36 protein-coding genes are annotated in these 26,886 nt (G+C 39.7%); 6 read left to right on the top strand and 30 right to left on the bottom strand.

Annotation, left to right across the window (positions count from 1 at the left end; all coding sequences use genetic code 11):
* Positions 1-9: 9 nt before the first annotated feature.
* From NMM26_RS01770 to leuS, 3 genes are all read right to left on the bottom strand, one after another.
* The gene (locus NMM26_RS01770) at positions 10-852 is read right to left on the bottom strand and encodes an ABC transporter permease (RefSeq protein WP_000880493.1); all 843 of its coding nucleotides are present in this window, start codon (positions 850-852) and stop codon (positions 10-12) included.
* Entirely contained in the window at positions 852-1,718 is an 867-nt protein-coding gene (locus NMM26_RS01765; RefSeq protein ID WP_004255174.1) for an ABC transporter ATP-binding protein, read from the bottom strand. The genes NMM26_RS01770 and NMM26_RS01765 overlap by 1 nt, the downstream gene beginning before the upstream one ends.
* A gap of 236 nt (positions 1,719-1,954) precedes the next feature.
* Positions 1,955-4,456, bottom strand: coding sequence for a leucine--tRNA ligase (leuS, locus tag NMM26_RS01760; protein ID WP_153192653.1), 2,502 nt, complete (start codon positions 4,454-4,456; stop codon positions 1,955-1,957).
* Between the two features lie 147 nt (positions 4,457-4,603).
* Between leuS and NMM26_RS01755 the strand changes: the two genes are divergently transcribed.
* From NMM26_RS01755 to NMM26_RS01730, 6 genes are all read left to right on the top strand, one after another.
* A complete protein-coding gene (locus NMM26_RS01755) occupies positions 4,604-6,253 on the top strand; it encodes a sensor histidine kinase (RefSeq protein ID WP_368406687.1) in 1,650 nt (549 codons plus the stop codon).
* A complete protein-coding gene (locus NMM26_RS01750) occupies positions 6,246-7,016 on the top strand; it encodes a response regulator (RefSeq protein ID WP_153192657.1) in 771 nt (256 codons plus the stop codon). The genes NMM26_RS01755 and NMM26_RS01750 overlap by 8 nt, the downstream gene beginning before the upstream one ends.
* Positions 7,017-7,314: 298 nt before the next feature.
* Complete coding sequence (locus NMM26_RS01745) at positions 7,315-8,355, top strand: ABC transporter substrate-binding protein (RefSeq protein ID WP_153192659.1); 1,041 nt, start codon at positions 7,315-7,317, stop codon at positions 8,353-8,355.
* 161 nt (positions 8,356-8,516) lie between these two features.
* Complete coding sequence (locus tag NMM26_RS01740; protein ID WP_153226252.1) at positions 8,517-9,563, top strand: ABC transporter substrate-binding protein; 1,047 nt, start codon at positions 8,517-8,519, stop codon at positions 9,561-9,563.
* A gap of 12 nt (positions 9,564-9,575) precedes the next feature.
* Positions 9,576-10,667: an ABC transporter ATP-binding protein gene (locus tag NMM26_RS01735; protein WP_153226251.1), complete on the top strand. Its 1,092-nt coding sequence runs from the start codon at positions 9,576-9,578 to the stop codon at positions 10,665-10,667.
* On the top strand, positions 10,657-12,315 hold the full coding sequence (locus tag NMM26_RS01730; protein ID WP_050261299.1) for an iron ABC transporter permease: 1,659 nt from the start codon (positions 10,657-10,659) through the stop codon (positions 12,313-12,315). Before NMM26_RS01735 ends, NMM26_RS01730 begins: the two co-directional genes overlap by 11 nt.
* A 102-nt stretch (positions 12,316-12,417) precedes the next feature.
* On the opposite strand, the gene NMM26_RS01725 is transcribed toward NMM26_RS01730, so the two are convergent.
* The 27 genes from NMM26_RS01725 to rpsS form a co-directional block, all read right to left on the bottom strand.
* Positions 12,418-13,110: a histidine phosphatase family protein gene (locus tag NMM26_RS01725; protein ID WP_024056940.1), complete on the bottom strand. Its 693-nt coding sequence runs from the start codon at positions 13,108-13,110 to the stop codon at positions 12,418-12,420.
* A 244-nt stretch (positions 13,111-13,354) separates the two neighbouring features.
* Positions 13,355-14,692 carry a PFL family protein gene (locus NMM26_RS01720; protein WP_000354890.1) on the bottom strand — a complete coding sequence of 446 codons (1,338 nt, stop codon included), beginning with the start codon at positions 14,690-14,692 and terminating at the stop codon, positions 13,355-13,357.
* A gap of 9 nt (positions 14,693-14,701) precedes the next feature.
* Positions 14,702-14,968, bottom strand: coding sequence for an ACT domain-containing protein (locus NMM26_RS01715; RefSeq protein ID WP_000644130.1), 267 nt, complete (start codon positions 14,966-14,968; stop codon positions 14,702-14,704).
* A gap of 264 nt (positions 14,969-15,232) precedes the next feature.
* On the bottom strand, positions 15,233-15,619 hold the full coding sequence (gene rplQ, locus NMM26_RS01710) for a 50S ribosomal protein L17 (RefSeq protein WP_000331493.1): 387 nt from the start codon (positions 15,617-15,619) through the stop codon (positions 15,233-15,235).
* A gap of 11 nt (positions 15,620-15,630) precedes the next feature.
* Positions 15,631-16,566, bottom strand: coding sequence for a DNA-directed RNA polymerase subunit alpha (locus tag NMM26_RS01705; protein ID WP_000568988.1), 936 nt, complete (start codon positions 16,564-16,566; stop codon positions 15,631-15,633).
* 42 nt (positions 16,567-16,608) lie between these two features.
* The gene (rpsK, locus tag NMM26_RS01700) at positions 16,609-16,992 is read right to left on the bottom strand and encodes a 30S ribosomal protein S11 (RefSeq protein ID WP_001118385.1); all 384 of its coding nucleotides are present in this window, start codon (positions 16,990-16,992) and stop codon (positions 16,609-16,611) included.
* Between the two features lie 17 nt (positions 16,993-17,009).
* The gene (rpsM, locus tag NMM26_RS01695; protein ID WP_000090781.1) at positions 17,010-17,375 is read right to left on the bottom strand and encodes a 30S ribosomal protein S13; all 366 of its coding nucleotides are present in this window, start codon (positions 17,373-17,375) and stop codon (positions 17,010-17,012) included.
* Between the two features lie 17 nt (positions 17,376-17,392).
* The gene (gene rpmJ / locus NMM26_RS01690) at positions 17,393-17,509 is read right to left on the bottom strand and encodes a 50S ribosomal protein L36 (RefSeq protein WP_001808836.1); all 117 of its coding nucleotides are present in this window, start codon (positions 17,507-17,509) and stop codon (positions 17,393-17,395) included.
* A gap of 24 nt (positions 17,510-17,533) precedes the next feature.
* Complete coding sequence (gene infA / locus NMM26_RS01685) at positions 17,534-17,752, bottom strand: translation initiation factor IF-1 (RefSeq protein WP_001029883.1); 219 nt, start codon at positions 17,750-17,752, stop codon at positions 17,534-17,536.
* A gap of 116 nt (positions 17,753-17,868) precedes the next feature.
* Positions 17,869-18,507, bottom strand: a complete 639-nt coding sequence (locus NMM26_RS01680; protein WP_001050436.1) for an adenylate kinase — start codon at positions 18,505-18,507, stop codon at positions 17,869-17,871.
* Positions 18,508-18,656: 149 nt separating this feature from the next.
* Complete coding sequence (gene secY, locus NMM26_RS01675) at positions 18,657-19,967, bottom strand: preprotein translocase subunit SecY (protein WP_000465403.1); 1,311 nt, start codon at positions 19,965-19,967, stop codon at positions 18,657-18,659.
* A gap of 12 nt (positions 19,968-19,979) precedes the next feature.
* Positions 19,980-20,420 carry a 50S ribosomal protein L15 gene (gene rplO, locus NMM26_RS01670; protein WP_000766087.1) on the bottom strand — a complete coding sequence of 147 codons (441 nt, stop codon included), beginning with the start codon at positions 20,418-20,420 and terminating at the stop codon, positions 19,980-19,982.
* Positions 20,421-20,564: 144 nt separating this feature from the next.
* A complete protein-coding gene (gene rpmD / locus NMM26_RS01665; protein ID WP_000057241.1) occupies positions 20,565-20,747 on the bottom strand; it encodes a 50S ribosomal protein L30 in 183 nt (60 codons plus the stop codon).
* 13 nt (positions 20,748-20,760) lie between these two features.
* The gene (rpsE, locus tag NMM26_RS01660) at positions 20,761-21,255 is read right to left on the bottom strand and encodes a 30S ribosomal protein S5 (protein WP_000874202.1); all 495 of its coding nucleotides are present in this window, start codon (positions 21,253-21,255) and stop codon (positions 20,761-20,763) included.
* Positions 21,256-21,272: 17 nt separating this feature from the next.
* The gene (gene rplR, locus NMM26_RS01655; protein ID WP_000624044.1) at positions 21,273-21,629 is read right to left on the bottom strand and encodes a 50S ribosomal protein L18; all 357 of its coding nucleotides are present in this window, start codon (positions 21,627-21,629) and stop codon (positions 21,273-21,275) included.
* An 83-nt stretch (positions 21,630-21,712) separates the two neighbouring features.
* Positions 21,713-22,249, bottom strand: coding sequence for a 50S ribosomal protein L6 (gene rplF / locus NMM26_RS01650; protein WP_000086624.1), 537 nt, complete (start codon positions 22,247-22,249; stop codon positions 21,713-21,715).
* 192 nt (positions 22,250-22,441) lie between these two features.
* A complete protein-coding gene (rpsH, locus tag NMM26_RS01645) occupies positions 22,442-22,840 on the bottom strand; it encodes a 30S ribosomal protein S8 (protein ID WP_000245504.1) in 399 nt (132 codons plus the stop codon).
* 213 nt (positions 22,841-23,053) lie between these two features.
* Positions 23,054-23,239 (bottom strand): type Z 30S ribosomal protein S14, encoded by a 186-nt coding sequence (locus tag NMM26_RS01640; RefSeq protein WP_001085697.1) that lies wholly within the window; start codon positions 23,237-23,239, stop codon positions 23,054-23,056.
* 17 nt (positions 23,240-23,256) lie between these two features.
* The gene (gene rplE, locus NMM26_RS01635) at positions 23,257-23,799 is read right to left on the bottom strand and encodes a 50S ribosomal protein L5 (RefSeq protein WP_000013542.1); all 543 of its coding nucleotides are present in this window, start codon (positions 23,797-23,799) and stop codon (positions 23,257-23,259) included.
* Positions 23,800-23,822: 23 nt separating this feature from the next.
* Positions 23,823-24,128 carry a 50S ribosomal protein L24 gene (gene rplX / locus NMM26_RS01630; RefSeq protein WP_000497691.1) on the bottom strand — a complete coding sequence of 102 codons (306 nt, stop codon included), beginning with the start codon at positions 24,126-24,128 and terminating at the stop codon, positions 23,823-23,825.
* A 78-nt stretch (positions 24,129-24,206) separates the two neighbouring features.
* A complete protein-coding gene (gene rplN, locus NMM26_RS01625) occupies positions 24,207-24,575 on the bottom strand; it encodes a 50S ribosomal protein L14 (protein WP_000616545.1) in 369 nt (122 codons plus the stop codon).
* A gap of 25 nt (positions 24,576-24,600) precedes the next feature.
* On the bottom strand, positions 24,601-24,861 hold the full coding sequence (gene rpsQ, locus NMM26_RS01620; protein ID WP_000440801.1) for a 30S ribosomal protein S17: 261 nt from the start codon (positions 24,859-24,861) through the stop codon (positions 24,601-24,603).
* Between the two features lie 24 nt (positions 24,862-24,885).
* On the bottom strand, positions 24,886-25,092 hold the full coding sequence (gene rpmC / locus NMM26_RS01615) for a 50S ribosomal protein L29 (protein ID WP_000772918.1): 207 nt from the start codon (positions 25,090-25,092) through the stop codon (positions 24,886-24,888).
* Between the two features lie 9 nt (positions 25,093-25,101).
* On the bottom strand, positions 25,102-25,515 hold the full coding sequence (gene rplP / locus NMM26_RS01610) for a 50S ribosomal protein L16 (RefSeq protein WP_000960946.1): 414 nt from the start codon (positions 25,513-25,515) through the stop codon (positions 25,102-25,104).
* Positions 25,516-25,518: 3 nt separating this feature from the next.
* Positions 25,519-26,172: a 30S ribosomal protein S3 gene (gene rpsC, locus NMM26_RS01605; protein WP_000529936.1), complete on the bottom strand. Its 654-nt coding sequence runs from the start codon at positions 26,170-26,172 to the stop codon at positions 25,519-25,521.
* A 12-nt stretch (positions 26,173-26,184) separates the two neighbouring features.
* Positions 26,185-26,529 (bottom strand): 50S ribosomal protein L22, encoded by a 345-nt coding sequence (rplV, locus tag NMM26_RS01600; RefSeq protein ID WP_000818137.1) that lies wholly within the window; start codon positions 26,527-26,529, stop codon positions 26,185-26,187.
* An 11-nt stretch (positions 26,530-26,540) separates the two neighbouring features.
* Entirely contained in the window at positions 26,541-26,822 is a 282-nt protein-coding gene (gene rpsS / locus NMM26_RS01595; RefSeq protein WP_000533767.1) for a 30S ribosomal protein S19, read from the bottom strand.
* Positions 26,823-26,886 lie beyond the last annotated feature (64 nt).

The following is a 26,886-nucleotide window of genomic DNA, read 5'->3' as shown; positions in this document are numbered from 1 at the left end:
AATATACCTTTATTTTCTCTTGCTAAACACTTTAACAAATAAAAGCCAAAGAAGAATAGCGACGAGACTGATAATAACCACTATAAAGTATGTCTCTTCCTTTGTCAATAGTTCTTGCCAGTTGATTTGGATTCCCATTTTTTCTTGAAATTCCTTTAACAATCTGCTATTTCCTGTAAATGCGGTCTCTAAGTACTCTTTCATTAAAATTTGTCGATAAAGAGAAGCAATATAAGTTGCAGGGGTACACTTCATGATAATCTGTGCAAAATCAGGTAAAACTCCAATAGGGACATAAGTTCCTACTAAAAATCCAGAAGCAGTTCCCACTATAGTTGCCAGTTTGCCAAGACTATCTACAGATTGAAAACGATAAATCAAGAGAATATTTATCAAACTTGAAAGCAGACTACTTAACAACATAATCAAAGCAATTTCCGGTAAATGACTGATAACTGGACTTTCTTTAAAATAAAGCCCCATAACAGCAAACATAAACACCTGCATGACAAAAGAGATGGCAATACTACTGATTAGATAGGACACCTGTAAACCCCAGCTACCTAAATCTGTCAAGAAGAGATCTTGATCCACTTGATTTTCACGATCCTGTACCATTTGTGTAAGAGCCGTAAAACTGGTTGTAATCCCAGTCACAGCCAAGGTCCCACCCATCAGCCAGTTATTTAAAAGGTTCGTATTATCAGGGAGTTGGGACCAAGCATCTGTCAAGTTCTTCTGCAAAAAAATGATATAAAGGAGGAAGGAAATCAATGCCCCCAATAATGAGAAAAATACTCCTGAACGATTACGAAAATATAAGATAAAATTCCGTTTCAATAAAGCTAACATTAGCGAACCTCTCTTCCTGTAAGTGCAATAAAGGCATCATCCATGGTACCTGGACGAAACTCAAAAGAATCAATTTCTTCTCGTACTTTTGCCAAATATTCAATAGCTTCCAGTGATGTCCTTGGATAAAAAAGATATTCCAACTCATTTTCTTCCTTTACTGTCATTCCAGTCTGTAGCAACTTTTCTAAATCCTTCATTTCCTTAAAACGAATTTTTAGGATATTAGATGCATACTGACTTTTAATAGCCGTCGCAGAACCTTGCGCAATCACTTTCCCATGATCAACGATATAGATCTGATCCGCTTCATCCGCTTCATCCAGATAATGAGTCGTTAAGATAATAGTCATCCCTTCATCCTTTTGTAGTCGAGACAGTAAATCCCAAATGGCTTTGCGAGTCTGAATATCTAGACCTGTCGTTGGTTCATCTAAGAAAAGAATATCTGGCTGTGAAAGAAGAGCACGCGCAATATCAACCCTACGTTTTTGCCCACCTGACAAAGTCCCATATAGTTGTTTCTGGAAAGCAGTCAAACCCAGTTGATGGATCAAATCATCCACACGACTTGCTGCAATCTCCTTATACTGTTGAGCACGAATCGTAAGATTTTCCCTAACCGTCAACATCTCATCCAGTACACTAGCTTGAAAAACAACTCCGATTTTCGTATTTGGCGCATATCGAATCTGACCTTTTGTAGGCTTTTTCAAACCGATTAACATGGAAATGGTGGTTGATTTTCCTGCACCATTGGGACCCAAAATAGCATTAAAACTCCCTTTTTCAAACTCTAACTGAATATCGTCAACAGCCATATGATTACCGTACCATTTGCTCAAATGTTTAGCTTGTAAAATCATATTTCTTCCCTCCTTTTATCTCACTAGTTTAACAAAAAGTATGAAAGAAAAATCGACTTTCGAGATAAGTGGTTAAAATGAGAGATTAAGTGGTAAGATGCTGGAAACAGAATTATATTTTTCATTCAAAAAATCCCCCAGATTCTACTCTGAAGGATTCCTATCTTATTTCACAACGATATTGACGAGTTTAGTTAGCTCAGACAGTCTGAGTTTGAAACCAACAAATAAATTGGTTACTTCGTTACAATATTAACGAGTTTATTCGGCACCGCAATCACTTTCACGATTTCCTTACCGTCAATCTCTGCTTTGACTTTTTCATCCGCTAGAGCAATTTCTTGCAATTCTTCGCGTGATAGGTCTTTAGCGACCATGAGTTTGGCACGAACTTTTCCTTTGATTTGGACAACGATTTCGATTTCGTCTTCAACCAATTTGCTTTCGTCCCATGTTGGCCAAGCGACATAAGAAATTGATTCACCTGTTGCTGCCACTGTTTGCCAGAGTTCTTCTGCCAAGTGAGGCGCAAATGGGGCGATCAATTGGATAAAGCCTTTAGCGTAGTCCACATAGAGCTTGTCTTCCTTGTTAGCGGCGTTGACAAAGACCATGAGTTGGGCAATAGCTGTGTTGAATTTCATAGACTCGATTTGCTCTGTGACAGATTTGACTGTTTCATTGTAGACCTTGTCAAGAGCGCCATTGTTTTCCGCAACGATTTCCTTAATCGTAATCAAACGGTAAACACGGTCTAGGAATTTACGGCTTCCTTCCAGACCTTCTTCAGACCAAGCGATTGAAGCATCAAGTGGGCCCATGAACATTTCATAGACACGAAGAGTATCGGCACCGTATTGTTCCACTACGTCATCTGGGTTGACAACGTTCTTAAGAGATTTAGACATCTTGGCTGGTGCTTGCTCCAACTCTTCCCCTGTTTCCACATGGAAGAAAGAACCGTCACGTTTTTCAACCTTATCAGTCGCCACAAGAGCCCCACGGTGGTCACGGTAGCTTGTTCCCAAAATCATGCCTTGGTTAAAGAGTTTTTGGAATGGCTCTTTTGTTGGAACAACACCAAGGTCGTAAAGGAATTTGTGCCAGAAACGAGCATAAAGCAAGTGAAGAACGGCATGCTCTGCTCCACCCACGTAGATATCTACCGGCAACCATTGTTTGAGGAGGTCCTCATCGGCCAATTTCTCAGTGTTATGTGGGTCAATATAGCGGAGGTAATACCAGCTTGAACCAGCCCATTGTGGCATGGTGTTTGTTTCACGACGACCCTTGACACCATCTTCACGAGTCACTTCAAGCCAGTCTGTCAAGTTAGCTAGTGGACTTTCTCCAGTACCTGAAGGACGGATATCCTTGGTTACAGGCAAGACAAGTGGCAATTCACTTTCAGGAACAGCTGTTGAAGTTCCATCTTCCCAATGAATGATTGGAATTGGTTCACCCCAGTAACGTTGACGGCTAAAGAGCCAGTCGCGAAGACGGTAGGTCACCTTCTCCTGACCACAGCCTTTTTCTTCCAACCAAGCCACAATCTTAGCAATAGCAGCTTCTTTGTTCAATCCATCTAGGAAGTCTGAATTAACATGAAGTCCATCTTCTGTGTAGGCAGCTTCTTCAACGTTTCCACCTTCAAGCACTTCTACGATTGGAAGGTCAAATTGTTTGGCAAATTCCCAGTCACGTTGGTCGTGGGCAGGAACAGCCATTACCGCACCTGTTCCATAACTAGCAAGAACATAGTCTGCAATCCAGATTGGAATTTCCTTGCCGTTTACAGGGTTGATGGCATAAGCACCAGTCCAAACTCCTGTTTTTTCTTTAGCAAGATCTGTACGAGCCAAGTCTGATTTCAGACTAGCTTGGTGTTTGTAGTCTGCTACAGCCTCTGCTTGCTCTGGGCTTGTGATAGCGTCAACCAAGTCATGCTCAGGAGCCAAGACAGTGAAAGTCGCACCGAAAAGGGTGTCAGGACGAGTGGTAAAGACTGTGAATTCCTTGTCTGTTCCCTTAACTTTGAAGGTTACATTGGCGCCAGTTGATTTCCCAATCCAGTTGCGTTGCATGTCCTTGATAGACTCTGGCCAATCCAACTCATCCAAGTCGTTGAGCAAGCGTTCTGCATAAGCCGTGATTTTAAGCATCCATTGACGCATCGGTTTGCGGATAACTGGATAACCTCCACGCTCAGAAGTTCCGTCAGGAAGGACTTCTTCGTTGGCGATGGCTGTTCCCAACTCTTCAACCCAGTTTACTGGCACTTTCGCTTCATAGGCCAAGCCTTTTTCGTAAAGCTTAGTGAAAATCCATTGTGTCCACTTGTAGTAATTTGGATCTGTGGTATTGACTTCACGATCCCAGTCGTAAGAAAATCCAAGCGCATTGATTTGGCGTTTGAAGTTGGCAATGTTTTCAGCTGTAAATTCTGCTGGGTCATTACCAGTATCCATAGCGTATTGCTCTGCAGGCAAACCAAAAGCATCCCATCCCATTGGATGAAGGACATTGTAGCCTTGCGCACGTTTGTAACGGCTGAGGATATCGGTTGCAGTATAACCTTCTGGGTGTCCTACGTGCAGACCTGCTCCAGACGGATAAGGGAACATATCAAGAGCATAAAACTTCGGTTTTAATGCATCTGTTCCTGTCTTAAATGTATGATGTTCTGCCCAGTAGCCCTGCCACTTAGGCTCAATTTCTTTATGATTGTAAAAACTCATGGTCTCTCTCCAATTTTGTGATGTTACTATTATACCATTTTTGAGGGAATTTGGTCTCGTTCTATTCTATACTTTTCTATTTTACCTTGCTCTAGAATTTTTAAACTGCTATACTTATAACAGAAAACCCTTCCAAGGAGGTAGCGGATGTCTCATTCTTTTAAAAAATCTCTCCAAAAAGAAATTCTCCATAGAAGCTCTATAGCAGCCTTTGTGACCTCTCTTTTACTACTCATTTTACTTTTTGGTTTTTCCTATTTTTTACAAAAGCAACAACTCTCCAAAGATACGAGACAGATTGTCAAACAGGTTCAAGAAATGAAAGAAGCAAATAATGAGCTCCTGACTACTATGAACCATAAAATGATTCCTGGATTTTTGGATGGTAAACACACAGAGCGAGAAGTCTTTAGCTTATTTTACGAGACAAAAGCTAAATTAAAACTTAGTTCTGACCTCATTATCCTAAGTGATACAGGTGAATTACTATTCAGTACCAATCGAAATCACCAAGAAAGTATTTTATCACCCTACTATCTAAAACTGCTCATTCAAAATCCTTCTCAAGATAAAGTGACAGAAAAAATTGCACTCTCTTCAGACAAACAACATTACGCGCTCTTTATCAAACCACTACTTAAAAACCAACGAGTTATAGCCTATACGATCGTTTTCGTAAATGAGAATGACTTTATCTCCAGTTTTCCAATTATAAATTCCAAATACATCATTACCGATAGCTTTGGAAATATATTCTCTAACAATACAAATCAGTTTACTCTTTCCACTCTTGAAAAATTTGATGAAAAACTCCTACACTCTCGCACCCACTGGTATGCGAATGAACCGCTTATTGTTCAAAAAGAAAAAGTCGGTGCTATTTTTTCAATCTATACTTTTCAATCCTTTTTTCCCATTCCTAGCTTACTTGGTCTAGCCTCCATTCTCACCTTATGTATATTCTTCCTCTACTTCTGGCAAGCAAGGCGAATTGCTCATAAGATTGCCACACACAATGCTGTTCCTATTGAAAGTTTGGTTTACCAACTTCAAGAAATTCCTAAACAAGCAGAAAAAAGGCTTTCTCTACAAACAGGTGATGAGTTTGAGTTTATGGCAGAAAAAATCAACAATATGTTGTACGAATTAGATCAACTTCATCAAAAAATGCTAACCATAGAAAAAGAAAAGTGGATTTTTGAAAGAAAAATGCTGGAAGCTCAGTTCAATCCTCATTTTCTCTACAATACACTTGAAACGATTAAAATCACTTCTTTAATGGATGCAGCTCTCACACAAGACCTGATTCAAAATCTCACGCGCATTCTTCGCTACAGTATCACCGATTTAGAAAAAGAAACAACCATTTGCCAAGATTTAAAGATTATAGAAGATTACCTTATGATTCATAAGATTCGTTTCGAGCACTTCTCCTATGATATTGTCTGCCCAAAAACTGTTGATAATCAGCCTATACCTAAGCTTTTCTTGCTTCCTCTCGTAGAAAATGCTATAAAATATGGGATGCAATACCGTATTGATCTTCATATTGATATCCAAATTACCTTGGAAGCAGATTCTCTGACTTTTTTAGTCAAGGATAATGCTGGAGGACTCACAAAACAAGAGAGACTCGCTATTTTAGACTCTTTAGAAAGCCCTCATACCCAGCATGGCATCGTTAACAGCTATAAACGATTGAGCAATTTCTTTTCTGATGTCCAGCTAGATTTAGGAGTCAATCGCCAAGGAGAAACTTGGGTCAAATTTATAACGAAAGGACTAACTCATGTTTAAGCTCATTATCGTAGAAGACGAACACCTCATTCGAAAATGGCTAGAGATTGCCGTAGACTACTCTGCCTTAGGTATCCAAGTCGTAGGAACTGCCAGTCACGGTCAAGAGGGAATGAAACTCATCCAAGAAAAAGAACCTCATATTGTCTTAACAGACATCACAATGCCAATTATGGATGCTTTTATGATGTTTGAAGCCACTCGTACTCTCTCCTATGAAAAAGTTATCTTATCAGGTTATAACGATTTTCAAAATGCTAAAAAAGCCATGCAATATGGGGCAGTTGATTTCTTATCCAAACCAATTGATACCAAGGAGTTGACAGAATGTCTTCAAAAAATTATTTTGCGATTACAAGTTAGCACTCGTCAAGAAACTACTTTTTTAAAAGAATATCAAACTTTACTCACCTCTATCCAACAAATTGATACACAAAACCAAATCATTCAGCAAATTCTTGAATTTGTGCACCAACACTACTGTATGCACTTTACCATTTCTAGCATTGCAGAGAATCTAGGGTATAGCGAAAGTTATCTATATAAGGTTATCAAAGAAGACTTCCCAATGACGCTAAATGAATATATCTTACGCTACCGCCTCAAGCAAGCTATAGATAAAATGGCTGAGTCCCCTAGTTCTCCCTTAAGCGATATCTCTGAACAAGTTGGATTTTCAGACTATAAATATTTTGCCAAAGTTTTTAAAAAGTATCTCCATATTTCTCCAAAAGAATTAAAACTCATGGATAAAAACCATTGATGTAAACGGATTGCTCAACTCAGGCAATCTTTTTATTTTGTACTTATACTAGAGCAAACTAGGAAACTCGCTACAAGCTGCTCAAATCTTAGCTTTGAAATCACAGATAAAATGACATGCTTTGAAGAGAATTGCCATCGAAATCCCAGTTACAATGTACCCATCCTTGCTCGAGATACCCATTTCCTATTTCCCATTTTAGATTTCTTTAAGGTTTTTATTATATCCTGTAGGACTCTACAATTTAAAAACATTAATAATCTAGGTAGAGAAAATGTTCGTAAAAAAGGAGATACTTATGAAAAAAATACTATTCTTTCTCTATTTTAGCTGGATATTCCTTTCTTTATCAGGATGTTCTTCTCCTATAGAAGCGGAAACTAGCTCTGAAAAAGATTCAGATAACACTTTGGTTGTCTACTCGCCTAACCCTGAAGACCTTATCGAAGAGACAATACCTGCCTTCGAAGAAAAATATGGTATTAAGGTTGATTTAGTACAAGCCAGCACGGGTGAATTGTTCAAAAAAGCTGAGGCCGAAAAAGAATCCCCAGTAGCCGATGTCATTTTCGGAGGCTCCTACGCTCTCTTCTCTTCTAACGAAAAACTTTTTGAACCTTATATTTCTCAAGAGAACGACCAGATAATCCCTGAATATCAAAATAAAACAGGTTTCTACACACCTTACACACTTGATGTCAGTGTCATCATTGCCAATTCAGCCCTTACAAAAGATATTAAAATTGAAGGCTACAATGATCTGCTCAACCCTAAATTAAAAGGAAAAATGGCTACTGCTGATCCAAGTAACGCATCTAGCGCCTTTGCACAATTAACAAACATGCTTGTAGATCAAGGTGGATACGAAAATGAACAAGCTTGGACCTATGTGAAAAATCTATTTACTCTAGTAGATGGAAAAATTGCATCTAGCTCTTCAAATGTTTACAAAGCTGTCGCCGATGGGGAAATGGCTGTTGGACTCACCTATGAAGACCCTGCCTTAAAACTCTTAAATGATGGAGTTGATGTAAAAGTCATTTATCCAAAAGAAGGAACCGTCTTTTTACCTGGTAACGCGGCTATCGTCAAAAATGCCAAACATATGGAAAACGCTAAGAAATTTATCGATTTCCTCCTTTCTCAAGAAATCCAAGATAAGCTAGGAACTGAAACTACAATTAGACCTATTCGTAAAAATGCTAAAACCAATAAAAATATGAAGGCTATGACAGAAATCAATGTTGCCACTGAAGATTCAGATTATGTCATCAAGAACAAATCTGCTATTCTTAAAAAGTACAATGACATTTTTACAGATATCCAATCTAAAAAATAAAATTTGACTTAACAGTGATTAACTGTCAAACCCTGCTATAAAATCAAAAGATTACTTCCGTTTTTGTAGAGAATTTTACTCTAATAGAATAGAATTATCGGTTTTAAAAACGCTTACATTGTTTTAAAATAAACTTAAATAACACAACGGAGGTATCCATCATGAAAAAGAAATGGATGTATTATGCTGCTTGCGGACTAGCTCTTTTTGGTCTTGCTGCTTGTTCTTCTAATGACTCTGCCGATGGCGGTTCATCTGATAAAGGAGACGGCGGTTCGCTAGTCGTTTATTCACCAAACTCAGAGGGCTTAATCGGAGCAACTATTCCTGCCTTTGAAGAAAAATATGGTATCAAAGTAGAACTGATTCAAGCTGGTACTGGAGAACTTTTCAAAAAACTAGAGTCAGAAAAAGAAGCTCCTGTAGCTGATGTCATCTTTGGTGGTTCTTATACACAATATGCTACCCACGGAGAACTCTTTGAAAACTATACTTCAAAAGAAAATGATAATGTTATCAAAGAATATCAAAACACAACTGGCTACTCCACACCTTATACACTAGATGGTAGTGTTTTAATCGTCAATCCCGATTTAACGAAAGGCATGAACATCGAAGGATATAGCGACCTTCTCAAATCTGAACTAAAAGGAAAAATCGCAACTGCTGACCCAGCAAACTCTTCTAGCGCCTTTGCTCAATTAACAAATATGCTACAAGCTCAAGGTGGTTACAAAGACGATAAAGCTTGGTCTTATGTAAAAGATCTCTTCACACTTATTGATGGTAAAATCGGTTCAAGCTCATCTGGTGTCTATAAAGCAGTCGCTGACGGAGAAATGGCTGTTGGTCTCTCTTATGAAGATCCAGCAGTTAAACTCTTAAATGACGGAGCTAATATCAAGGTAGTCTATCCAAAAGAAGGAACCGTCTTCCTACCTGCTAGTGCTGCTATCGTTAAAAAAGCAAAAAATATGGAAAATGCCAAGAAATTTATCGATTTTATTATCTCTCAAGAAGTACAAGATACACTTGGTACAACCACTACTAACCGTCCTGTTCGTAAAAATGCCAAAACAAGCGAAAACATGAAACCAATTGACAAAATCAAAACACTCACTGAAGATTATGATTATGTCATCAAGAATAAGTCAGATATCGTTAAGAAATACAACGAAGTCTTTACAGATATCCAATCTAAACAGTAAAAGAGGTTCACTATGAGTGAGATCAAAATTATTAACGCCAAAAAAATCTACCACGATGTCTCTGTTATTGAGAATTTGAACATTACAATTCCAAAAGGAAGTCTCTTTACCCTTCTTGGACCTTCAGGGTGTGGGAAAACGACCCTTCTTCGTATGATTGCAGGTTTCAACAGTATCGAAGGTGGAGAATTTTACTTCGATGATACAAAAATCAATAATATGGAACCCAGCAAACGCAATATCGGGATGGTTTTCCAAAACTACGCTATTTTCCCACATTTGACTGTCCGAGATAATGTCGCTTTTGGTCTCAAGCAAAAGAAGGTTCCAAAAGAAGAATTGATTCAACAAACCAATAAATATCTTGAACTCATGCAAATTGCTCAATATGCGGATCGGAAGCCCGATAAACTCAGTGGTGGACAACAACAACGTGTCGCCTTGGCACGCGCCTTAGCTGTTAATCCAAGTGTTCTCCTCATGGACGAGCCGCTTAGCAACCTAGATGCCAAACTTCGCTTGGATATGCGTCAAGCCATTCGAGAAATCCAACACGAAGTGGGAATTACAACTGTTTATGTGACCCACGACCAAGAAGAAGCTATGGCTATTTCAGACCAAATTGCTGTTATGAAAGACGGAGTCATCCAACAAATCGGTCGGCCAAAAGAACTCTATCATAAACCAGCTAATGAGTTTGTAGCAACCTTTATCGGACGCACAAATATTATCCCTGCCAATCTCGAAAAACGGAGCGACGGTGCTTATATCGTCTTTTCAGATGGCTATGCTCTTCGAATGCCAGCCCTTGATCAGGCTGAGGAGCAAGCCATTCATGTAAGCATTCGTCCTGAAGAGTTTATCAAAGATGAATCTGGAGATATTGAAGGAACTATTAGCGATAGCGTCTATCTTGGACTAAATACGGAATATTTCATCGAGACAGGCTTTGCCTCAAAAATTCAAGTTAGCGAAGAATCAACTTTTGAAGAAGATCTACAAAAAGGCGATCGTATTCGTCTACGAATCAATACTCAAAAATTAAACGTCTTTTCTGCAGATGGTTCGCAAAACCTGATAAAAGGAGTCAACCATGGAACGTAAAAAACTAAATATTTGGACAGCCTCCTCTTTCTTCATCTTTCTTACCTATCTTGTCTTTCTGGTTTATCCTATCGTTACCGTGCTCAAGCAAGCACTCATACATGAGGGACAATTTTCACTAGCTAATTTTGTCACTTTCTTTAGTAAAGCCTACTACTCTGAGACACTTGTCAACAGTTTCAAGGTTTCCATTACCGCTACTGTCACTTCCTTAGTCGTAGGAACCTTATTAGCTTATCTCTTCTCTATGTATGATTTCAAGGGGAAGAAATTTCTTCAAATATTGATTATCATTGCTTCCATGTCAGCTCCTTTCGTGGGAGCCTACTCCTGGATTCTCTTGCTGGGACGAAATGGGGTCATTACTAAATTCCTGACAAATACCCTTCATCTTCCAGCTATTGATATTTATGGATTCAAAGGAATTGTACTTGTCTTTACACTGCAACTATTCCCACTGGTATTTCTATACGTTGCTGGGACAATGAAAAGTATTGACAATTCTCTACTTGAAGCTGCTGAAAGCATGGGGTCCTTCGGATTTAAGCGTATCGTAACGGTTGTTTTACCTCTCCTAGTTCCAACCTTACTAGCTGCTGCCCTGCTTGTGTTTATGAGAGCATTCTCAGATTTTGGAACGCCTATGTTGATTGGTGAAGGATATCGGACTTTCCCCGTCTTGATTTATACCCAATTCATTAGCGAGGTTGGAGGAAATTCTGCTTTTGCATCTGCTTTAGCAATTATGGCGATTATCATTGCCTTGGCAATCTTCCTTATCCAAAAATACATCTCAAACCGCTACAGTTTCAGCATGAATTCGCTCCATCCAATTGAGCCTAAAAAAACTACAAAAGGAAAAATGGCTGCCATTTATGCAACAGTCTACGGAATTATCTTGTTCTCTGTTCTACCTCAAGTCTACTTGATTTATACTTCTTTCCTAAAAACATCAGGTATGGTATTTGTCAAAGGTTATTCTCTAAACAGTTACAAGGTAGCTTTCAATCGTATGGGATCTGCTATTTTCAATACTATTCGTATCCCTTTGATTGCCTTAGTTCTAGTTGTCCTATTCGCAACATTTATCTCCTACCTAGCCGTTAGAAAACGGAATTTGTTTACAAACTTAATTGACAGCCTCAGTATGGTCCCTTATATTGTACCCGGAACTGTTCTAGGGATTGCCTTCATTTCTTCCTTCAATACCGGTCTATTTGGAAGTGGATTTCTTATGATTACAGGGACAGCTTTCATCTTAATTATGTCCCTATCTGTCAGAAGATTACCGTATACTATTCGCTCATCTGTTGCTAGCTTGCAACAAATAGCCCCAAGTATTGAAGAAGCTGCTGAAAGCTTAGGAAGTAGCCGTCTCAATACCTTTGCCAAGATTACAACTCCAATGATGCTATCTGGTATTATTTCTGGAGCCATCCTATCTTGGGTCACAATGATTTCAGAACTCTCTACTTCTATCCTCCTCTACAATGTCAAAACAAGAACAATGACTGTAGCCATTTATACAGAGGTTCTAAGAGGGAATTACGGTGTAGCCGCAGCCTTGTCAACTATCCTGACTGTTCTAACAGTAGGTTCCTTGCTCTTGTTTATGAAAATCTCTAAAAGCAACAGCATTACACTTTAGTTTCCCCCATCAAAAACAGCCGAAAGGATTACCCTCGGCTGTTTTTTCTTATCTTGATATTCTTATCAAATCCCTAGTTCATAACAAGCAAGTCTAGACTGATTAAATAGAGGCTTCTTCCATCTTCTCACGTCCTAGTTCTCGGTAACTACGGTCGCCGACAACTTCTACGCTAAACTGGCCGTCCTCATATTCAAGGATCGTCACGCTACCATTATCTAGACCATGCGGATGCATGCCATTAATCAAATAAACAATGGTTCCAATGGTCATTCCGTGGCTGACGACAAGGGCATTGCCCCCACCTTGTTCTTCCATTTCTTTGGCAATCGCTTCAAAACCTTCCTTGATTCGGCCACTGAGTTTTTCCCAGCCTTCAGCCCAACCAGCTGTATCGACCTCTACCAACCCCTCAGCCAGTTCAGCATAAGACAATTGGTGAACATGATCCACATTAAAGATACGAGGAATAATGCCCATGAAAAGATCACCATCATAAGCTCCGTCAAAGCTACCAAAACACCATTCTCTGATACGTTTGTCCATGCGATAAGGGATTTTCCCCTGCAAACCAAGTTCTTCAAGAATAATTCCCATTGTCTGAATGGTGCGGCCAGAATCACTGGAATAAGCGCGATCAAACTGTAGACCAGATTCTCGCAAACCGATTCCTAATTCTTGAATCCCTCGCTCACCTTCAGCCGTTAAAGGAGTATCGCTCCAACCTTGCGCGCGACCAATCGTGTTAAACATAGTCTTGCCATGACGTACCAAATACAATCGTACTTTTACCATTTTCCGTCCTCCGTTTGCTTCTATTATATCATGGATGATAAAACAAAAGCCACCCAGACAGGTGACTTTTGCAGGAGATTATTATGAAAAAGTTTAGGAGTTCTATTAAATAAAGATATTAGATGAAAATCAAATTCAAACTAAATCAGTGTTATCTGTTTCAAATAATATTAGGAGGTCTTTATTTAATGATTATAGTATACACATCCAACCTTAAATAGAACTTAAAATTTCTCCTATTTTCTTAATTTTTAAAACTATGAATTGGTGCTGGGATTTGTCCCCCACGAGAAATGAAATCGACAGACGAAGCCCCATTGACTTTCATAACAGGTGCAGTTCCTAATAGGCCACCAAACTCAATCATATCTCCTTCTTTTCCTTTTGGAATGATACGAACAGCCGTTGTCTTCATGTTAATGACACCAATTGCAGCCTCATCCGCAATCATAGCTGCAATGGTTTCAGCAGGAGTATCTTCTGGGATGGCAATCATATCCAAACCAACGGAACAGATAGCCGTCATAGCTTCTAGTTTTTCCAAATTAAGAGAGCCATTTTGCACTGCAGCAATCATTCCTTCATCCTCTGAAACAGGGATAAAGGCACCAGACAAACCACCAACTTGGTTGCAAGCCATAACTCCGCCCTTCTTAACTTGGTCGTTCAAGAGAGCCAAGGCAGCCGTCGTTCCATGCGTACCAACTGTCTCTAGCCCCATTTCCTCAAGGACACGTGCCACAGAGTCTCCAACTGCAGGTGTTGGTGCCAAACTCAAGTCCACAATACCAAACTCCACACCCAGTCTCTCACTGGCCATTTGACCAACCAATTGACCGATACGAGTGATTTTAAAGGCAGTTTTCTTGACTGTTTCTGCTACTACATCAAAGCTCTGTCCACGAACTTTTTCCAAGGCACGTTTCACCACACCAGGACCAGAAACTCCGACATTGATGATAACATCTGCCTCCCCAACACCATGGAAGGCACCCGCCATAAATGGATTGTCCTCAACAGCATTAGCGAATACAACCAACTTAGCTGCCCCCATATCAGATAGAGTTGCCGTTTCCTTGATAACTCGTCCCATATCTGCGACAGCCGTCATATTGATACCAGACTTGGTTGAGCCTATATTGACTGACGAGCAGACCTTATCCGTTTCAGCCAAAGCACGAGGAATAGAATTGATAAGAATCTCATCTCCCTTTTGATAACCCTTTTGTACCAAGGCTGAAAAACCACCAATAAAGTCCACACCAATCTCTTTCGCAGCCTTATCAAGTGCTTTTGCCAGAACCACATAGTCTGTCGCATCTGTCGCCGCCCCAATCAGAGAAATAGGAGTCACCGATACACGCTTATTAACGATTGGAATTCCCAACTCAGCCGCAATTTCATCACCAACAGCCACTAAATTAGCTGCCTTGCTCGTAATCTTTTGATAAATTTTCTCCGCAGCACGATTGATATCTGGATCGATACAGTCCAAAAGGGAAATCCCCATGGTAATGGTTCTGATATCAAAGTTCTGCTCCTCAATCATGGCAATGGTTTCAGTAACTTGTCTAATATCCATGATAACCTCCTAGATATTATACATAGCTTCGAAAATCGCTGCACTCTGAATATTGATTTTTACATTCAAAGTTTGCCCAAAAGCTTCAAATTCATTACGAAGATAAGTAAAATCTTGCTTTTTATCACTAGAGACGACAGCCATCATCGTGAAATATTCATCCAAAACAGTTTGAGAGATATCGTCTATGTTCAAACCCAATTCTGCAATTTTACCAGAAACACCTGCAACAATTCCAGATTTATCTTTACCAACAACAGTTATAATCGCTTTCATAAGCAAACTCCAATTCTTTTTAAAATAGGAAACCTGAACATTCAGCAGATTTCTTCTTAAATAGTATAGCATGATTCCAACTAAAATACTCAAAAACGCCTGCTTACGAAGTTGTTCTTAGGAAAAAAACAATTTCGTAAACAAGCGTCCACTATCTCAACTTATGATGAGTGTTCCCGCTAGGACCGAAATCCTAGCGGTAGACCAGAGCTAGACTAAGAGCACAAGACTCCATCATCATAACACTCAACAAAATTGATGATTTTATACTAATTCGATGATCGCCATTGGCGCTGCATCACCACGACGTGGTTCAGTTTTAAGGATACGAGTGTATCCACCGTTACGTTCAGCATAACGAGGTGCGATTTCTGAGAACAATTTTTGAAGTGCTGTAGTAGAAGTGTACTTATCAGTTGCTTCATCATAGTTTTCAGATGCGATTTCATTACGTACGAAAGCAGCTGCTTGACGACGTGCATGCAAATCACCACGTTTACCTAGAGTAATCATTTTTTCAACAGTTTTACGGATTTCTTTAGCACGAGCTTCAGTTGTCACGATTGATTCGTTGATCAAAAGGTCAGTTGTCAAATCGCGAAGCATTGCTTTACGTTGTGAGCTAGTGCGTCCTAGTTTACGGTAAGCCATGTATTCCTCCTTTATTTATCTTTTAATCCAAGACCTAAATCAATGAGTTTGAGTTTCACTTCTTCCAAACTCTTGCGTCCAAGATTTCGTACTTTCATCATCTCTGCTTCAGATTTTTCTGTTAAATCATGCACAGTATTGATACCGGCACGTTTCAAACAGTTGTATGAACGCACAGACAAGTCCAGTTCCTCAATCGTACGATCCAAAATACGGTCGTCAGATTCAGTGTCAGCTTCTTTCATCACTTCAGTTGACTTAGCAATCTCAGTAAGATTTGTAAACAAATCAAGATGTTCTGTCAAGATACGTGCTGAAAGCCCTAAAGCATCTTCTGGAATAATTGTTCCATTTGTCAAGATTTCAAGGGTTAATTTGTCAAATCCATCATTGCTACCTACACGAGCAGGTTCCACTTGATAGTTGACTTTTGTAACTGGTGTATAAATAGAATCTACAGCAAGTGTTCCAACTGGTGCATTATCTTTTTTATTTTCATCAGCAGGTACATATCCACGACCACTGTTAACAGTCATAGTCGCTTTTAGAGAAGAACCTTCACCGATTGTAAAGAGATAATGATCTGGATTTACAATTTCAATATCGCTATCTGTCAAAATGTCACCAGCTGTTACTTCAGCAGGACCTTCAACATCTAGTTCGATGATTTTTTCGTCTTCAACGTACGATTTCACTGCAATTCCTTTAATGTTCAGAATGATTTGCATCACGTCTTCACGAACACCTGGAACTGTGTCAAACTCATGTAACACACCATCAATATTGATAGATGTCACAGCTGCTCCTGGTAGAGAAGCTAGAAGTACACGACGAAGAGAGTTACCAAGAGTTGTACCGTAGCCACGTTCAAGTGGTTCGATTACAAACTTGCCATAATCTTTATTTTCATCAATTTTTGTTATATTTGGTTTTTCAAACTCGATCATTTAGTTACTCCCTCTTAAACGAAAAGCAGTGTAATGCGATGATTATACACGGCGACGTTTTGGAGGACGAGCACCATTGTGTGGCACTGGAGTCACATCACGAATTGCTGTTACTTCAAGACCAGCGGCAGCAAGCGCACGAATAGCTGACTCACGACCAGAACCTGGACCTTTTACAGTAACTTCAACTGATTTAAGACCGTGTTCTTGTGCAGATTTAGCAGCAGCTTCAGAAGCCATTTGAGCAGCGAATGGTGTAGATTTACGAGAACCTTTGAAACCAAGAGCACCAGCTGATGACCAAGCAATTGCATTACCATGCACATCAGTAATCATAACAATAGTGTTATTAAATGTAGCGTGAATATGAGCAATACCAGATTCGATATTCTTTTTCACACGACGTTTACGTGTTGGTTTAGCCAAGACTTTTACCTCCTATATTATTTTTTCTTACCAGCAATCGCAACAGCTTTACCTTTACGAGTGCGAGCGTTGTTTTTAGTGTTTTGTCCACGGACAGGAAGTCCACGACGGTGACGGATACCACGGTATGAACCGATTTCCATCAAACGTTTGATGTTCAAGTTTACTTCACGACGAAGGTCACCTTCAACTTTGATTGCGTCCACTTCACGACGGATAGCATCTTCTTGATCTGATGTAAGATCACGTACACGAACATCTTCTGAGATTCCAGCAGCTGCCAAAATTTTCTTAGATGTTGCAAGTCCGATACCATAAACATAAGTCAATGAGATTACTACGCGTTTGTCATTTGGAATGTCAACTCCAGCAATACGAGCCATGTTTTCTCCTTTCTATCTTATCCTTGACGTTGTTTGTGTTTTGGATTTGCTGGGCAAATTACCATAACACGACCATTACGACGAATAACTTTACAGTATTCGCAAATTGGTTTGACCGATGGTCTTACTTTCATTTCTTATCCCTCCAAGTTTTTCGATTATTTAAAGCGGTAAGTGATACGTCCACGTGTCAAGTCATATGGACTCATTTCGACAGTAACACGATCTCCCGCTAAAATACGAATATAGTTTTTACGAATTTTACCAGAAACTGTTGCTAAAATCTGATGTCCATTTTCAAGTTCAACCGTAAACATTGCATTCGGCATTGTATCAACTACTTTGCCTTCAACTTCAATCACATCGTCTTTTGCCACGCAAAAGCACCTCCATAAATTTCGATTCGATGCCTCTAGACACAGAGACAACAATTATAAGTCAGACTATCTCAGTATAACATTTGTAGCGGATTTTTGCAAGTGTGAAAAACGCTTTATTTCAAATTTGTCAATACTTTTTCGATATCTGAGAAGACATCATTGATATCTTGATTACCTTCGATGTCATGAACCAAACCTTTGGCACGGTAGTGAGCAATGATTGGTTCCCCTTGAGCAATATTCACATCCAAACGACGTTTTACTGTCTCAGGCTTATCATCTTCACGTTGGTAGTAATCTTCTTCTTTATAGTCAACTGGTGGGTTAAAGACCTTGTGGAAAGTTTCTCCAGTTACACGATGGATGATACGGCCACTCAAACGTTCTAAGAGGCTGTCAGGGTTCACTTCAATATTGATAACACCTTCTAGTTCAATGCCAAGTTCAGCCAATGTTTTGTCCAAGGCATGAGCTTGTTCAATTGTACGTGGGTAACCATCTAATAAGAATCCTGTTTCTTTAATATCATCTTGTGAAAGGCGTTCTTTTACGATTCCATTTGTAACTTCATCAGGAACCAATTCACCCTTGTCAATGTATGACTTAGCAAGAACACCCATTTCAGTTTGATTTGCCATTGCAGCTCGGAACATATCACCTGTTGAAATATGTGCAACATGGAATTGTTCTACGATTTTTGCTGCTTGAGTTCCCTTACCTGCACCAGGTAAGCCCATAATCAAAAGATTCATGATTTGATCTCCTTATTTTATTTTTAAATAGAAGCAAAAAGTCTTTTCACCCCTATTTAAAAACAAAATAGAAGAGGGGAGACCAAACTCTCACTAATGTTAGAGTTAAACCTCCACTCCCTCAGTATTTACTGATTTCGTAAATACTTTTATTCTGTTCTGTCCATGAAACCAACATACTTACGTTTCAATAGGTAACCTTCCAATTGTTTGATTCCTTCAATACCTGTAGAGATAATGATCAAAAGACTGGTTCCTCCAAAAGCAACTGCTTCTGAAAGTCCGAAAACATCTTTTGCTACGATCGGTAAAATAGAAATCACACCAAGGAAGAGAGAACCAACAGTTGCAAGACGACGAAGAAGTTTAGACATATATTCTTCTGTACCTTTACCAGGACGAACTCCGTGGATATAGGCACCGCTCTTTTGTAAGTTTTCTGCAGCTTTTTCAGGATTAATCTGTACAAACGTATAGAAGAATGTAAAGAGAATAATCAATAAAGCATACATAGCAATACCAGTTGGTGAAGTTGTTGCCAGCATTTCTTGTGCTGTTCTTACCCAAGCCCAATCATGACCTGTAGCGCTCAAAAACTGAAGAATAGCCGCAGGCGCTGCAGTAATCGAACTTGCAAAGATAACAGGGATAACTCCAGCAGGGTTTACCTTCAAAGGAAGGTAAGAGCTAGATGGAGCACCTTGTGCAACCTTAGTATATTGGATTGGAATTTTGTATTCTGCTTGTTGAACATAAGTTGTAAAATAAATGATCAACAATACAGTAATTATCAAAATGATTACGAAAATGATAGATGAGTTGATACGGCTACTTGGGACGTTCACAAAGTAATCTACATAGATGCCCTGAATCATCTCTGGAATTGAGGCAACAATCCCGGCAAAGATAATCATAGAAACACCATTTCCGTATCCCTTATCTGTAATTTGCTCACCCAACCAAGTCACAATCATGCTACCAGCTGTTAAGATGATACCAATCATGATAAAGACTTGTGGAGTAAGAGCTGTTTTCAACAATTGAGCTCCAGCCAAAGTATTAAAACCAGCTGTAATCCCGATAGATTGCACAAAAGCGAGAACTAGAGCAATATAACGAGTAGCTTGATTTAATTTTCTTCGACCTACTTCCCCTTGTTTACCCCACTCTACAAATTTGGGTAAAATATCCATTTGCAAGAGTTGGACAACGATAGAGGCCGTAATATAGGGGCTAACACCAAGAGCAAAAACTGAGAAGTTTTTCATGGCATTCCCTGAGACCAAGCTCAACATGTTTAAGAAGGATAATCCACTTAAAGCATTCAAGCTATTGGCATTCACACCAGGAACAGTAATACTAGTTCCGATACGAAAGACCAAAACGATAAAAATTGTAAATAAAATTTTTGATCGAACCTGCTTGACTTTAAGAGCTTCTCTTAATAATTTAAAAAACATAGGTCACCTCTCTTAGATGACTTCTACTGAACCACCTTTAGCAGTGATAGCTTCTTCAGCTGATTTAGAGAATTTAGCTGCTTTCACAGTCAATTTCTTAGTCAACTCACCGTTACCAAGAATTTTAATACCTGATTTTTCAGCTTTAACAATTCCTGCTTCGATAAGAACAACTGGAGTAACTTCAGCACCATCTTCAAAGACGTTCAATTGGTCAAGGTTCACAATTGCGTATTCTTTAGCGTTGATGTTAGTGAATCCACGTTTTGGAAGACGACGGAACAATGGAGTTTGTCCACCTTCAAAACCAAGGCGAACTCCGCCACCGCTACGAGCTTTTTGACCTTTTTGACCACGACCAGATGTTTTACCGTTACCTGATGAAGTACCACGACCAACGCGGTTACGTACTTTACGAGAACCTTCTGCAGGTTTCAATTCATGAAGTTTCATTTTTATTTTCTCCTCTTTTGTAAAATGCTAGCGCCGATAAGGGAGAAAAGGTTGTCTCCCCAATCAACTCGCCTATACGACGTCATCATAGATGACTATATCTAGTTTTAGGGGATGGTATAGTGCACATCCCCTAAAAATTCATTAGTTTACTTCTTCAACTGTTACCAAGTGAGATACTGCAGTGATCATACCACGGATAGCAGCGTTATCTTCTTTAATAACAGAGCTGTTCAATTTGCCAAGTCCAAGTGCTACAACAGTTTTACGTTGTGATGGAATGCGTCCGATTGGAGACTTAGTCAAAGTAATTTTAATTTGAGCCATTTTATCCCCTTTCTTATGCCAAATCAGAAACTGAAATACCACGAAGGGCAGCAACTTCTTCAGCGCGTTTCAATTGTTTCAAACCTTCAACAGTTGCACGAACAATGTTGATTGGAGTGTTAGAACCAAGTGATTTAGATGTAATATCTGCCACACCTGCCAATTCCACAACGGCACGAACTGCACCACCAGCGGCAACTCCAGAACCTTCTACAGCAGGTTTCAACAATACTTTAGCTCCACCGAATTCTGAAAGAACTTCGTGTGGGATTGTTGTTCCAACCATAGGAACTTCGATCAAGTTTTTCTTAGCATCATCTACTGCTTTACGGATTGCTTCTGGAACTTCTTGAGCTTTACCAGTACCAAATCCTACGCGACCGTTGTGGTCACCAACAACAACAAGAGCTGCGAAACGAAGACGACGTCCACCTTTAACAACTTTTGTAACACGGTTGACAGCAACTACGCGTTCTTCTAATTCAACTGCATTGTCTTTAAATGCCATTTTCTAGTGTCCTCCTATTAGAATTTCAATCCGTTTTCACGAGCTGCATCAGCCAAAGCTTTCACACGTCCGTGATATAGATATCCACCGCGGTCGAACACCACTTCTGAAATACCTTTAGCGTTTGCACGTTCTGCAACGAGTTTACCGACAGCAACGGCTTGTTCAGTTTTAGTTCCTTTTGAAACTTCTTTGTCAAGAGTTGAAGCACTTGCGAGCGTTACACCCGCTACGTCATCAATCACTTGAGCGTAGATGCCTGTATTAGAACGGAATACGTTCAAACGTGGGCGATCAGCAGTTCCAGAGAGTTTTCCGCGAACGCGACGGTGGCGTTTTTGGCGGAGTTTGTTTTTATCTGGTTTTGAAATCACAGTTTTCACCTCTTTAGTTTTAAATCGTGTGCTATGCACAAAGTTGGAAAATAGGTTGGTGGTTGAGAATCAACCACTCAACATTATTTACCTGTTTTACCTTCTTTACGGCGAACGAATTCACCAACGTAACGGATACCTTTACCTTTATATGGTTCTGGTGAACGAAGGCTACGTACGTAAGCAGCTGTTTGACCAACTACTTCTTTTGAAATTCCGCTAACAACGATTGTTGTTGGGTTTGGAAGTTCAAAAGTAATTCCTTCTGGAGCTTCAACTTCGTCTGGATGAGATTTACCAACAGCCAAAACAAGTTTAGATCCTTGAAGTTGTGCACGGTAACCAACCCCGCGCATTTCAAGTTCTTTCTTGAATCCTTCTGATACACCAATAACCATGTTGTTCAAAAGGGCACGAGTAGTTCCGTGGATAGTTTTCATTTCTTTTGAATCGTTTGGACGGTGAAGAGTTACTTCAGTACCTTCCACACGAATTTCAATATCTTTTGAGAACTCACGAGTAAGTTCTCCTTTAGGTCCTTTTACAGTTACAACGTTGTCATTGTTAGTGATTTCTACACCAGCAGGCAACACGATAACTTTATTACCAATACGTGACATGTTTATTTTCTCCTGTTAAATTGTCAGGCCTAAACGGCCAGTTTTCACGGGGGTTCAGATACTTATTTAGTTCAAAAACTGAACTGAACACGCTCTAAGAACTGTGCAAAATAGATAAGTTGGCTTGTTTGTCAACAAACTTCTCCAACTTTCTAATTTTGCTTTGTTCTTTACGAGCTTTGTATCTTGATTTTACCAAACGTAAGCGATAACTTCCCCACCAACATTCTTTTGGCGTGCTTCTTTATCAGTGAGCAAACCTTCAGAAGTTGAAAGGATAGCAATTCCAAGTCCGTTAAGAACTTTTGGAAGGTCTTCACGTTTTTTGTAGACACGAAGTCCTGGTTTAGAAACACGTTTCAAGTTAGTGATAACTTTTTCACCGTTTGGTCCGTATTTAAGAAATACACGGATGATGCCTTGTTTGTCATCTTCGATGATTTCAACGTTTTTTACAAAACCTTCGCGTTTAAGGATTTCAGCAATCCCTTTTTTGATGTTTGATGCAGGTACTTCAAGTACTTCGTGTTTAGCTTGGTTAGCATTACGAATACGAGTTAGGAAGTCTGCGATTGGGTCAGTCATAACCATTTTGTTTTTCTCCTCTTACTAGTAGTTTGCAAGTTGCACTTGCTAGTTAATGATTGAGCTAGGCTCAGATAGTATTGATACATTCAAATGAGAAAACTCTTATTTGAACACGAGCTACAACCTGAGCAAAAAAGATAAATTTGTTTTGGAGCATCGCTCCTACACCAAATTTCCTATTTTTGCTGTGGTTGTTACGCTCTTTGTATCATGATATTACCAAGATGCTTTGGTAACACCTGGGATTTGTCCTTTGTAAGCTAATTCACGGAAGCAAACACGGCAAAGTTTAAATTTGCGGTAAACTGAATGTGGACGACCACATTTTTCACAACGAGTATAAGCTTGAGTAGAGAACTTCGCTGGACGTTTGTTCTTAGCAATCATTGATTTTTTAGCCATTAGATTTACCTCCTATATTATTTTGCAAAAGGCATTCCAAGGCCTGTAAGCAATGCACGTGACTCTTCGTCAGTGTTAGCAGTTGTTACGATAACGATGTCAAGACCACGAGTTTTGTCAACGTCATCGAAGTTGATTTCTGGGAAAATCAATTGTTCTTTCACACCAAGTGTGTAGTTTCCGCGTCCATCAAATGATTTTGTTGGAACACCGTGGAAGTCACGTACACGTGGAAGTGAAACTGAAACCAATTTATCCAAGAATTCGTACATACGTTCACCACGAAGGGTAACTTTTGCACCGATCGCAACACCTTCACGAAGACGGAAGCCGGCGATTGATTTTTTAGCTTTAGTGATAAGTGGTTTTTGACCTGAGATAAGTGCCAATTCTTCAGCAGCTTTTTCAAGGCTTTTAGCGTTTGATACAGCTTCACCAACACCCATGTTCAAAACGATCTTATCTACTTTAGGCACAGCCATCACTGATGAGTAGTTGAATTGTTCTGTCAAAGCAGGAACTACTTCATTAAGATATTTTTCTTTTAAACGATTTGCCATTATACTTCTCCTTTCCTTCGTGATTAATCAAGCACTTCGCCTGATTTTTTGTTGTAGCGAACTTTTTTACCGTCTACAAATTTGTAACCAACACGACCAGCTACACCATTTTTGTCCAAAACTTGAACGTTTGATACGTGGATAGCTGCTTCTTTTTCGATGATACCACCTTGAGGAAGCTCGTTAGTTGGACGTTGGTGTTTCTTAACGATGTTAACACCTTCAACGATAACTTTGTTTACTTTTGGAAGGGCAGTAAGGACAACAGCTTCTGTTCCCTTATCTTTACCAGCGATTACGCGAACTTTGTCGCCTTTTTTTACAAACATTAGGTTTCTCCTTGATTTTTCTTACGCCCATAAGGGCACCCTGGAGGTAAATCCAGGGGACTAGTTTGTTTCTAAAAATTAAAGTACTTCTGGAGCAAGTGACACGATCTTCATGAAGCCACCTTCACGCAATTCACGTGCAACTGGGCCAAAGATACGTGTTCCGCGAGGAGTTTTGTCTTCACGGATGATAACTGCTGCGTTTTCGTCAAATTTGATGTATGAACCATCAGCACGACGAGCACCTGATTTAGTACGAACGATAACTGCTTTAACAACGTCACCTTTTTTAACCGCACCACCAGGAGTAGCTTGTTTTACAGATGCCACGATAACATCACCGATGTTTGCAAATTTACGTCCTGAACCACCAAGAACTTTGATAGTCAAGATTTCGCGAGCACCGCTGTTGTCTGCGACTTTCAAACGAGTTTCTGTTTGAATCATTTCAGTTTTCTCCTTTCAGGTTTGATTAGATGATGACCGCTTCTTCAACAACTTCTACAAGACGGAAACGTTTTGTAGCTGAAAGCGGGCGAGTTTCCATGATACGTACGATATCGCCTTCTTTGGCAACATTGTTTTCATCATGAGCTTTGTATTTTTTAGAGTAGTTAATACGTTTACCATAGACTGGGTGGTTACGTTTTGTTTCAACTACAACTGTGATTGTCTTGTCCATTTTGTCAGATACAACACGTCCAACAAGAACTTTACGATTATTGCGTTCCATTGAAATTTCTCCTTCCCTAGTCTATTATTTCGCTTCAGATTGAACTGTTTTGATACGAGCGATTTGTTTTTTAACTTCTTTCAAGCGAGCTGTTTGTTCCAATTGACCAGTAGCAGCTTGGAAACGAAGTTCAAACAATTCTTTTTTCAATTCGTTTTCGCGCTTCGCGAGTTCTTCTTGAGAAAGACCACGAAGTTCTTTAACAAATTCTTTTACTTCATTAAGTTTCATGCCTTCTCCTTATTCTGCTTCACGTTTTACGAATTTACATTTAACTGGCAATTTGTGGCTAGCAAGACGAAGCGCTTCGCGAGCGATCTCTTCAGATACACCAGCGATTTCGAACATCACTTTACCACGTTTAACTGGTGCTACCCAACCTTCAGGTGCCCCTTTACCAGATCCCATACGCACACCGATAGCTTTAGCAGTGTATGATTTGTGTGGGAAGATTTTAATCCAAACTTTACCACCACGTTTCATGTAACGAGTCATGGCGATACGAGCAGCTTCGATTTGGCGGTTAGTGATCCAGTGGCTAGTTGTAGCTTGAAGACCGTATTCACCGAATGCTACTTCTTTTCCACCTTTTGCTTCACCGCGCATTTTTCCACGGAATTCACGACGGTGTTTAACACGTTTAGGTACTAACATTGGTTATTTACCTCCTTTAGTGTTTTTGCGAGCTGGAAGAACTTCACCACGGTAGATCCATACTTTAACACCAAGTTTACCGTATGTAGTATCTGCTTCTTCCCAAGCGTAATCGATATCTGCACGAAGTGTGTGAAGTGGAACAGTTCCTTCAGAGTATCCTTCAGCACGGGCGATATCTGCACCGTTCAAACGACCTGATACTTGAGTTTTGATTCCTTTAGCTCCAGCACGCATTGCACGTTGGATTGCTTGTTTTTGTGCACGACGGAAAGCAACACGTTGCTCCAATTGACGAGCAATTCCTTCACCTACAAGGTGAGCATCCAAATCAGGTTGTTTGATTTCGATGATGTTGATGTGTACTTGTTTTCCAGTCAATTTGTTAAGTTTCGCACGGAGTGCATCAACGTTAGCACCACCTTTACCGATAACCATACCTGGTTTAGCAGTGTGAAGTGAAACGTTAACTTTGTTTACTGCGCGTTCGATTTCGATAGTTGAAACTGCTGCGTCAGCAAGTTCTTTTTGAACGAATTTACGGATTGCAAGATCTTCATGAAGGTAATCCGCGTATTCTTTTTCAGCATACCATTTGGCATCCCAATCACGGATGATGCCGACACGCATACCAATTGGATGTACTTTTTGACCCACGATTTTACCTCCTTATTTTTCTGCAACAGCTACAGTGATGTGAGCTGTACGTTTGTTGATTGGTGAAGCTGAACCTTTCGCACGTGGACGGAAACGTTTCATAGTTGGTCCTTCGTTTGCGAATGCTTCAGATACTACCAAGTTAGCTTTATCCAAACCAAAGTTGTTTTCAGCGTTAGCTACAGCTGAGTTCAAAACTTTCAAGATGATTTCAGCAGCTTTGTTTGGAGTGAATGTCAAGATTGCGATTGCATCGGCTACGCTTTTACCACGGATGTTATCAAGAACAAGACGTGATTTACGAGGTGAAACACGTACTGTACGAGCCATTGCTTTAGCTGAAGTAATTTCTGCCATTTATGTTCTCCTTATTTTCTACGTGTTTTCTTGTCGTCTGCAGCGTGACCTTTGTAAGTACGAGTTGGTGCAAATTCACCAAGTTTGTGACCTACCATGTCTTCTTGAATGTAAACAGGTACGTGTTTACGTCCGTCATAAACTGCAATAGTGTAACCAATGAAACTTGGGAAGATCGTTGAACGACGTGACCAAGTTTTAATAACTTTTTTCTTTTCGTCGCTAGCTTGAGCTTCAACTTTTTTCATCAAATGCTCATCGACGAAAGGTCCTTTTTTAAGACTGCGTCCCATTTTTATATTTTCTCCTTTAAATGTTGTACCACAGCGGCTTGCGCTCCTATGGAGCGCTACCGAG

It is taken from the genome of Streptococcus sp. CF7_Ac1-8 (genome assembly GCF_024295435.1).
GTDB classification, from domain to species: Bacteria; Bacillota; Bacilli; order Lactobacillales; family Streptococcaceae; genus Streptococcus; species Streptococcus mitis_AP.
This window is presented reverse-complemented; position numbering and strand designations above follow the sequence as displayed.

What these genes read in the sequence shown, in the direction of transcription:
- rpsS (WP_000533767.1), bottom strand. Translation starts at nt 26,822, where the DNA reads ATGGGACGCAGTCTTAAAAAAGGACCTTTCGTCGATGAGCATTTGATG.
- NMM26_RS01730 (WP_050261299.1), top strand. Translation starts at nt 10,657, where the DNA reads ATGGAACGTAAAAAACTAAATATTTGGACAGCCTCCTCTTTCTTCATC.
- rplF (WP_000086624.1), bottom strand. Translation starts at nt 22,249, where the DNA reads ATGTCACGTATTGGTAATAAAGTTATCGTGTTGCCTGCTGGTGTAGAA.
- rplX (WP_000497691.1), bottom strand. Translation starts at nt 24,128, where the DNA reads ATGTTTGTAAAAAAAGGCGACAAAGTTCGCGTAATCGCTGGTAAAGAT.
- NMM26_RS01735 (WP_153226251.1), top strand. Translation starts at nt 9,576, where the DNA reads ATGAGTGAGATCAAAATTATTAACGCCAAAAAAATCTACCACGATGTC.
- rplO (WP_000766087.1), bottom strand. Translation starts at nt 20,420, where the DNA reads ATGAAACTTCATGAATTGAAACCTGCAGAAGGTTCTCGTAAAGTACGT.
- rpmD (WP_000057241.1), bottom strand. Translation starts at nt 20,747, where the DNA reads ATGGCTCAAATTAAAATTACTTTGACTAAGTCTCCAATCGGACGCATT.
- NMM26_RS01770 (WP_000880493.1), bottom strand. Translation starts at nt 852, where the DNA reads ATGTTAGCTTTATTGAAACGGAATTTTATCTTATATTTTCGTAATCGT.
- rplP (WP_000960946.1), bottom strand. Translation starts at nt 25,515, where the DNA reads ATGTTAGTACCTAAACGTGTTAAACACCGTCGTGAATTCCGTGGAAAA.
- leuS (WP_153192653.1), bottom strand. Translation starts at nt 4,456, where the DNA reads ATGAGTTTTTACAATCATAAAGAAATTGAGCCTAAGTGGCAGGGCTAC.
- rplN (WP_000616545.1), bottom strand. Translation starts at nt 24,575, where the DNA reads ATGATTCAAACAGAAACTCGTTTGAAAGTCGCAGACAACAGCGGTGCT.
- secY (WP_000465403.1), bottom strand. Translation starts at nt 19,967, where the DNA reads ATGTTTTTTAAATTATTAAGAGAAGCTCTTAAAGTCAAGCAGGTTCGA.
- rpsH (WP_000245504.1), bottom strand. Translation starts at nt 22,840, where the DNA reads ATGGTTATGACTGACCCAATCGCAGACTTCCTAACTCGTATTCGTAAT.
- NMM26_RS01765 (WP_004255174.1), bottom strand. Translation starts at nt 1,718, where the DNA reads ATGATTTTACAAGCTAAACATTTGAGCAAATGGTACGGTAATCATATG.
- rpmJ (WP_001808836.1), bottom strand. Translation starts at nt 17,509, where the DNA reads ATGAAAGTAAGACCATCGGTCAAACCAATTTGCGAATACTGTAAAGTT.
- rpsM (WP_000090781.1), bottom strand. Translation starts at nt 17,375, where the DNA reads ATGGCTCGTATTGCTGGAGTTGACATTCCAAATGACAAACGCGTAGTA.
- NMM26_RS01680 (WP_001050436.1), bottom strand. Translation starts at nt 18,507, where the DNA reads ATGAATCTTTTGATTATGGGCTTACCTGGTGCAGGTAAGGGAACTCAA.
- rplE (WP_000013542.1), bottom strand. Translation starts at nt 23,799, where the DNA reads ATGGCAAATCGTTTAAAAGAAAAATATCTTAATGAAGTAGTTCCTGCT.
- NMM26_RS01740 (WP_153226252.1), top strand. Translation starts at nt 8,517, where the DNA reads ATGAAAAAGAAATGGATGTATTATGCTGCTTGCGGACTAGCTCTTTTT.
- rplV (WP_000818137.1), bottom strand. Translation starts at nt 26,529, where the DNA reads ATGGCAGAAATTACTTCAGCTAAAGCAATGGCTCGTACAGTACGTGTT.
- rplQ (WP_000331493.1), bottom strand. Translation starts at nt 15,619, where the DNA reads ATGGCTTACCGTAAACTAGGACGCACTAGCTCACAACGTAAAGCAATG.
- NMM26_RS01720 (WP_000354890.1), bottom strand. Translation starts at nt 14,692, where the DNA reads ATGGATATTAGACAAGTTACTGAAACCATTGCCATGATTGAGGAGCAG.
- NMM26_RS01755 (WP_368406687.1), top strand. Translation starts at nt 4,604, where the DNA reads ATGTCTCATTCTTTTAAAAAATCTCTCCAAAAAGAAATTCTCCATAGA.
- NMM26_RS01640 (WP_001085697.1), bottom strand. Translation starts at nt 23,239, where the DNA reads ATGGCTAAAAAATCAATGATTGCTAAGAACAAACGTCCAGCGAAGTTC.
- NMM26_RS01705 (WP_000568988.1), bottom strand. Translation starts at nt 16,566, where the DNA reads ATGATCGAGTTTGAAAAACCAAATATAACAAAAATTGATGAAAATAAA.
- NMM26_RS01725 (WP_024056940.1), bottom strand. Translation starts at nt 13,110, where the DNA reads ATGGTAAAAGTACGATTGTATTTGGTACGTCATGGCAAGACTATGTTT.
- NMM26_RS01715 (WP_000644130.1), bottom strand. Translation starts at nt 14,968, where the DNA reads ATGAAAGCGATTATAACTGTTGTTGGTAAAGATAAATCTGGAATTGTT.
- rpmC (WP_000772918.1), bottom strand. Translation starts at nt 25,092, where the DNA reads ATGAAACTTAATGAAGTAAAAGAATTTGTTAAAGAACTTCGTGGTCTT.
- rpsQ (WP_000440801.1), bottom strand. Translation starts at nt 24,861, where the DNA reads ATGGAACGCAATAATCGTAAAGTTCTTGTTGGACGTGTTGTATCTGAC.
- NMM26_RS01745 (WP_153192659.1), top strand. Translation starts at nt 7,315, where the DNA reads ATGAAAAAAATACTATTCTTTCTCTATTTTAGCTGGATATTCCTTTCT.
- NMM26_RS01750 (WP_153192657.1), top strand. Translation starts at nt 6,246, where the DNA reads ATGTTTAAGCTCATTATCGTAGAAGACGAACACCTCATTCGAAAATGG.
- rpsE (WP_000874202.1), bottom strand. Translation starts at nt 21,255, where the DNA reads ATGGCATTTAAAGACAATGCAGTTGAATTAGAAGAACGCGTAGTTGCT.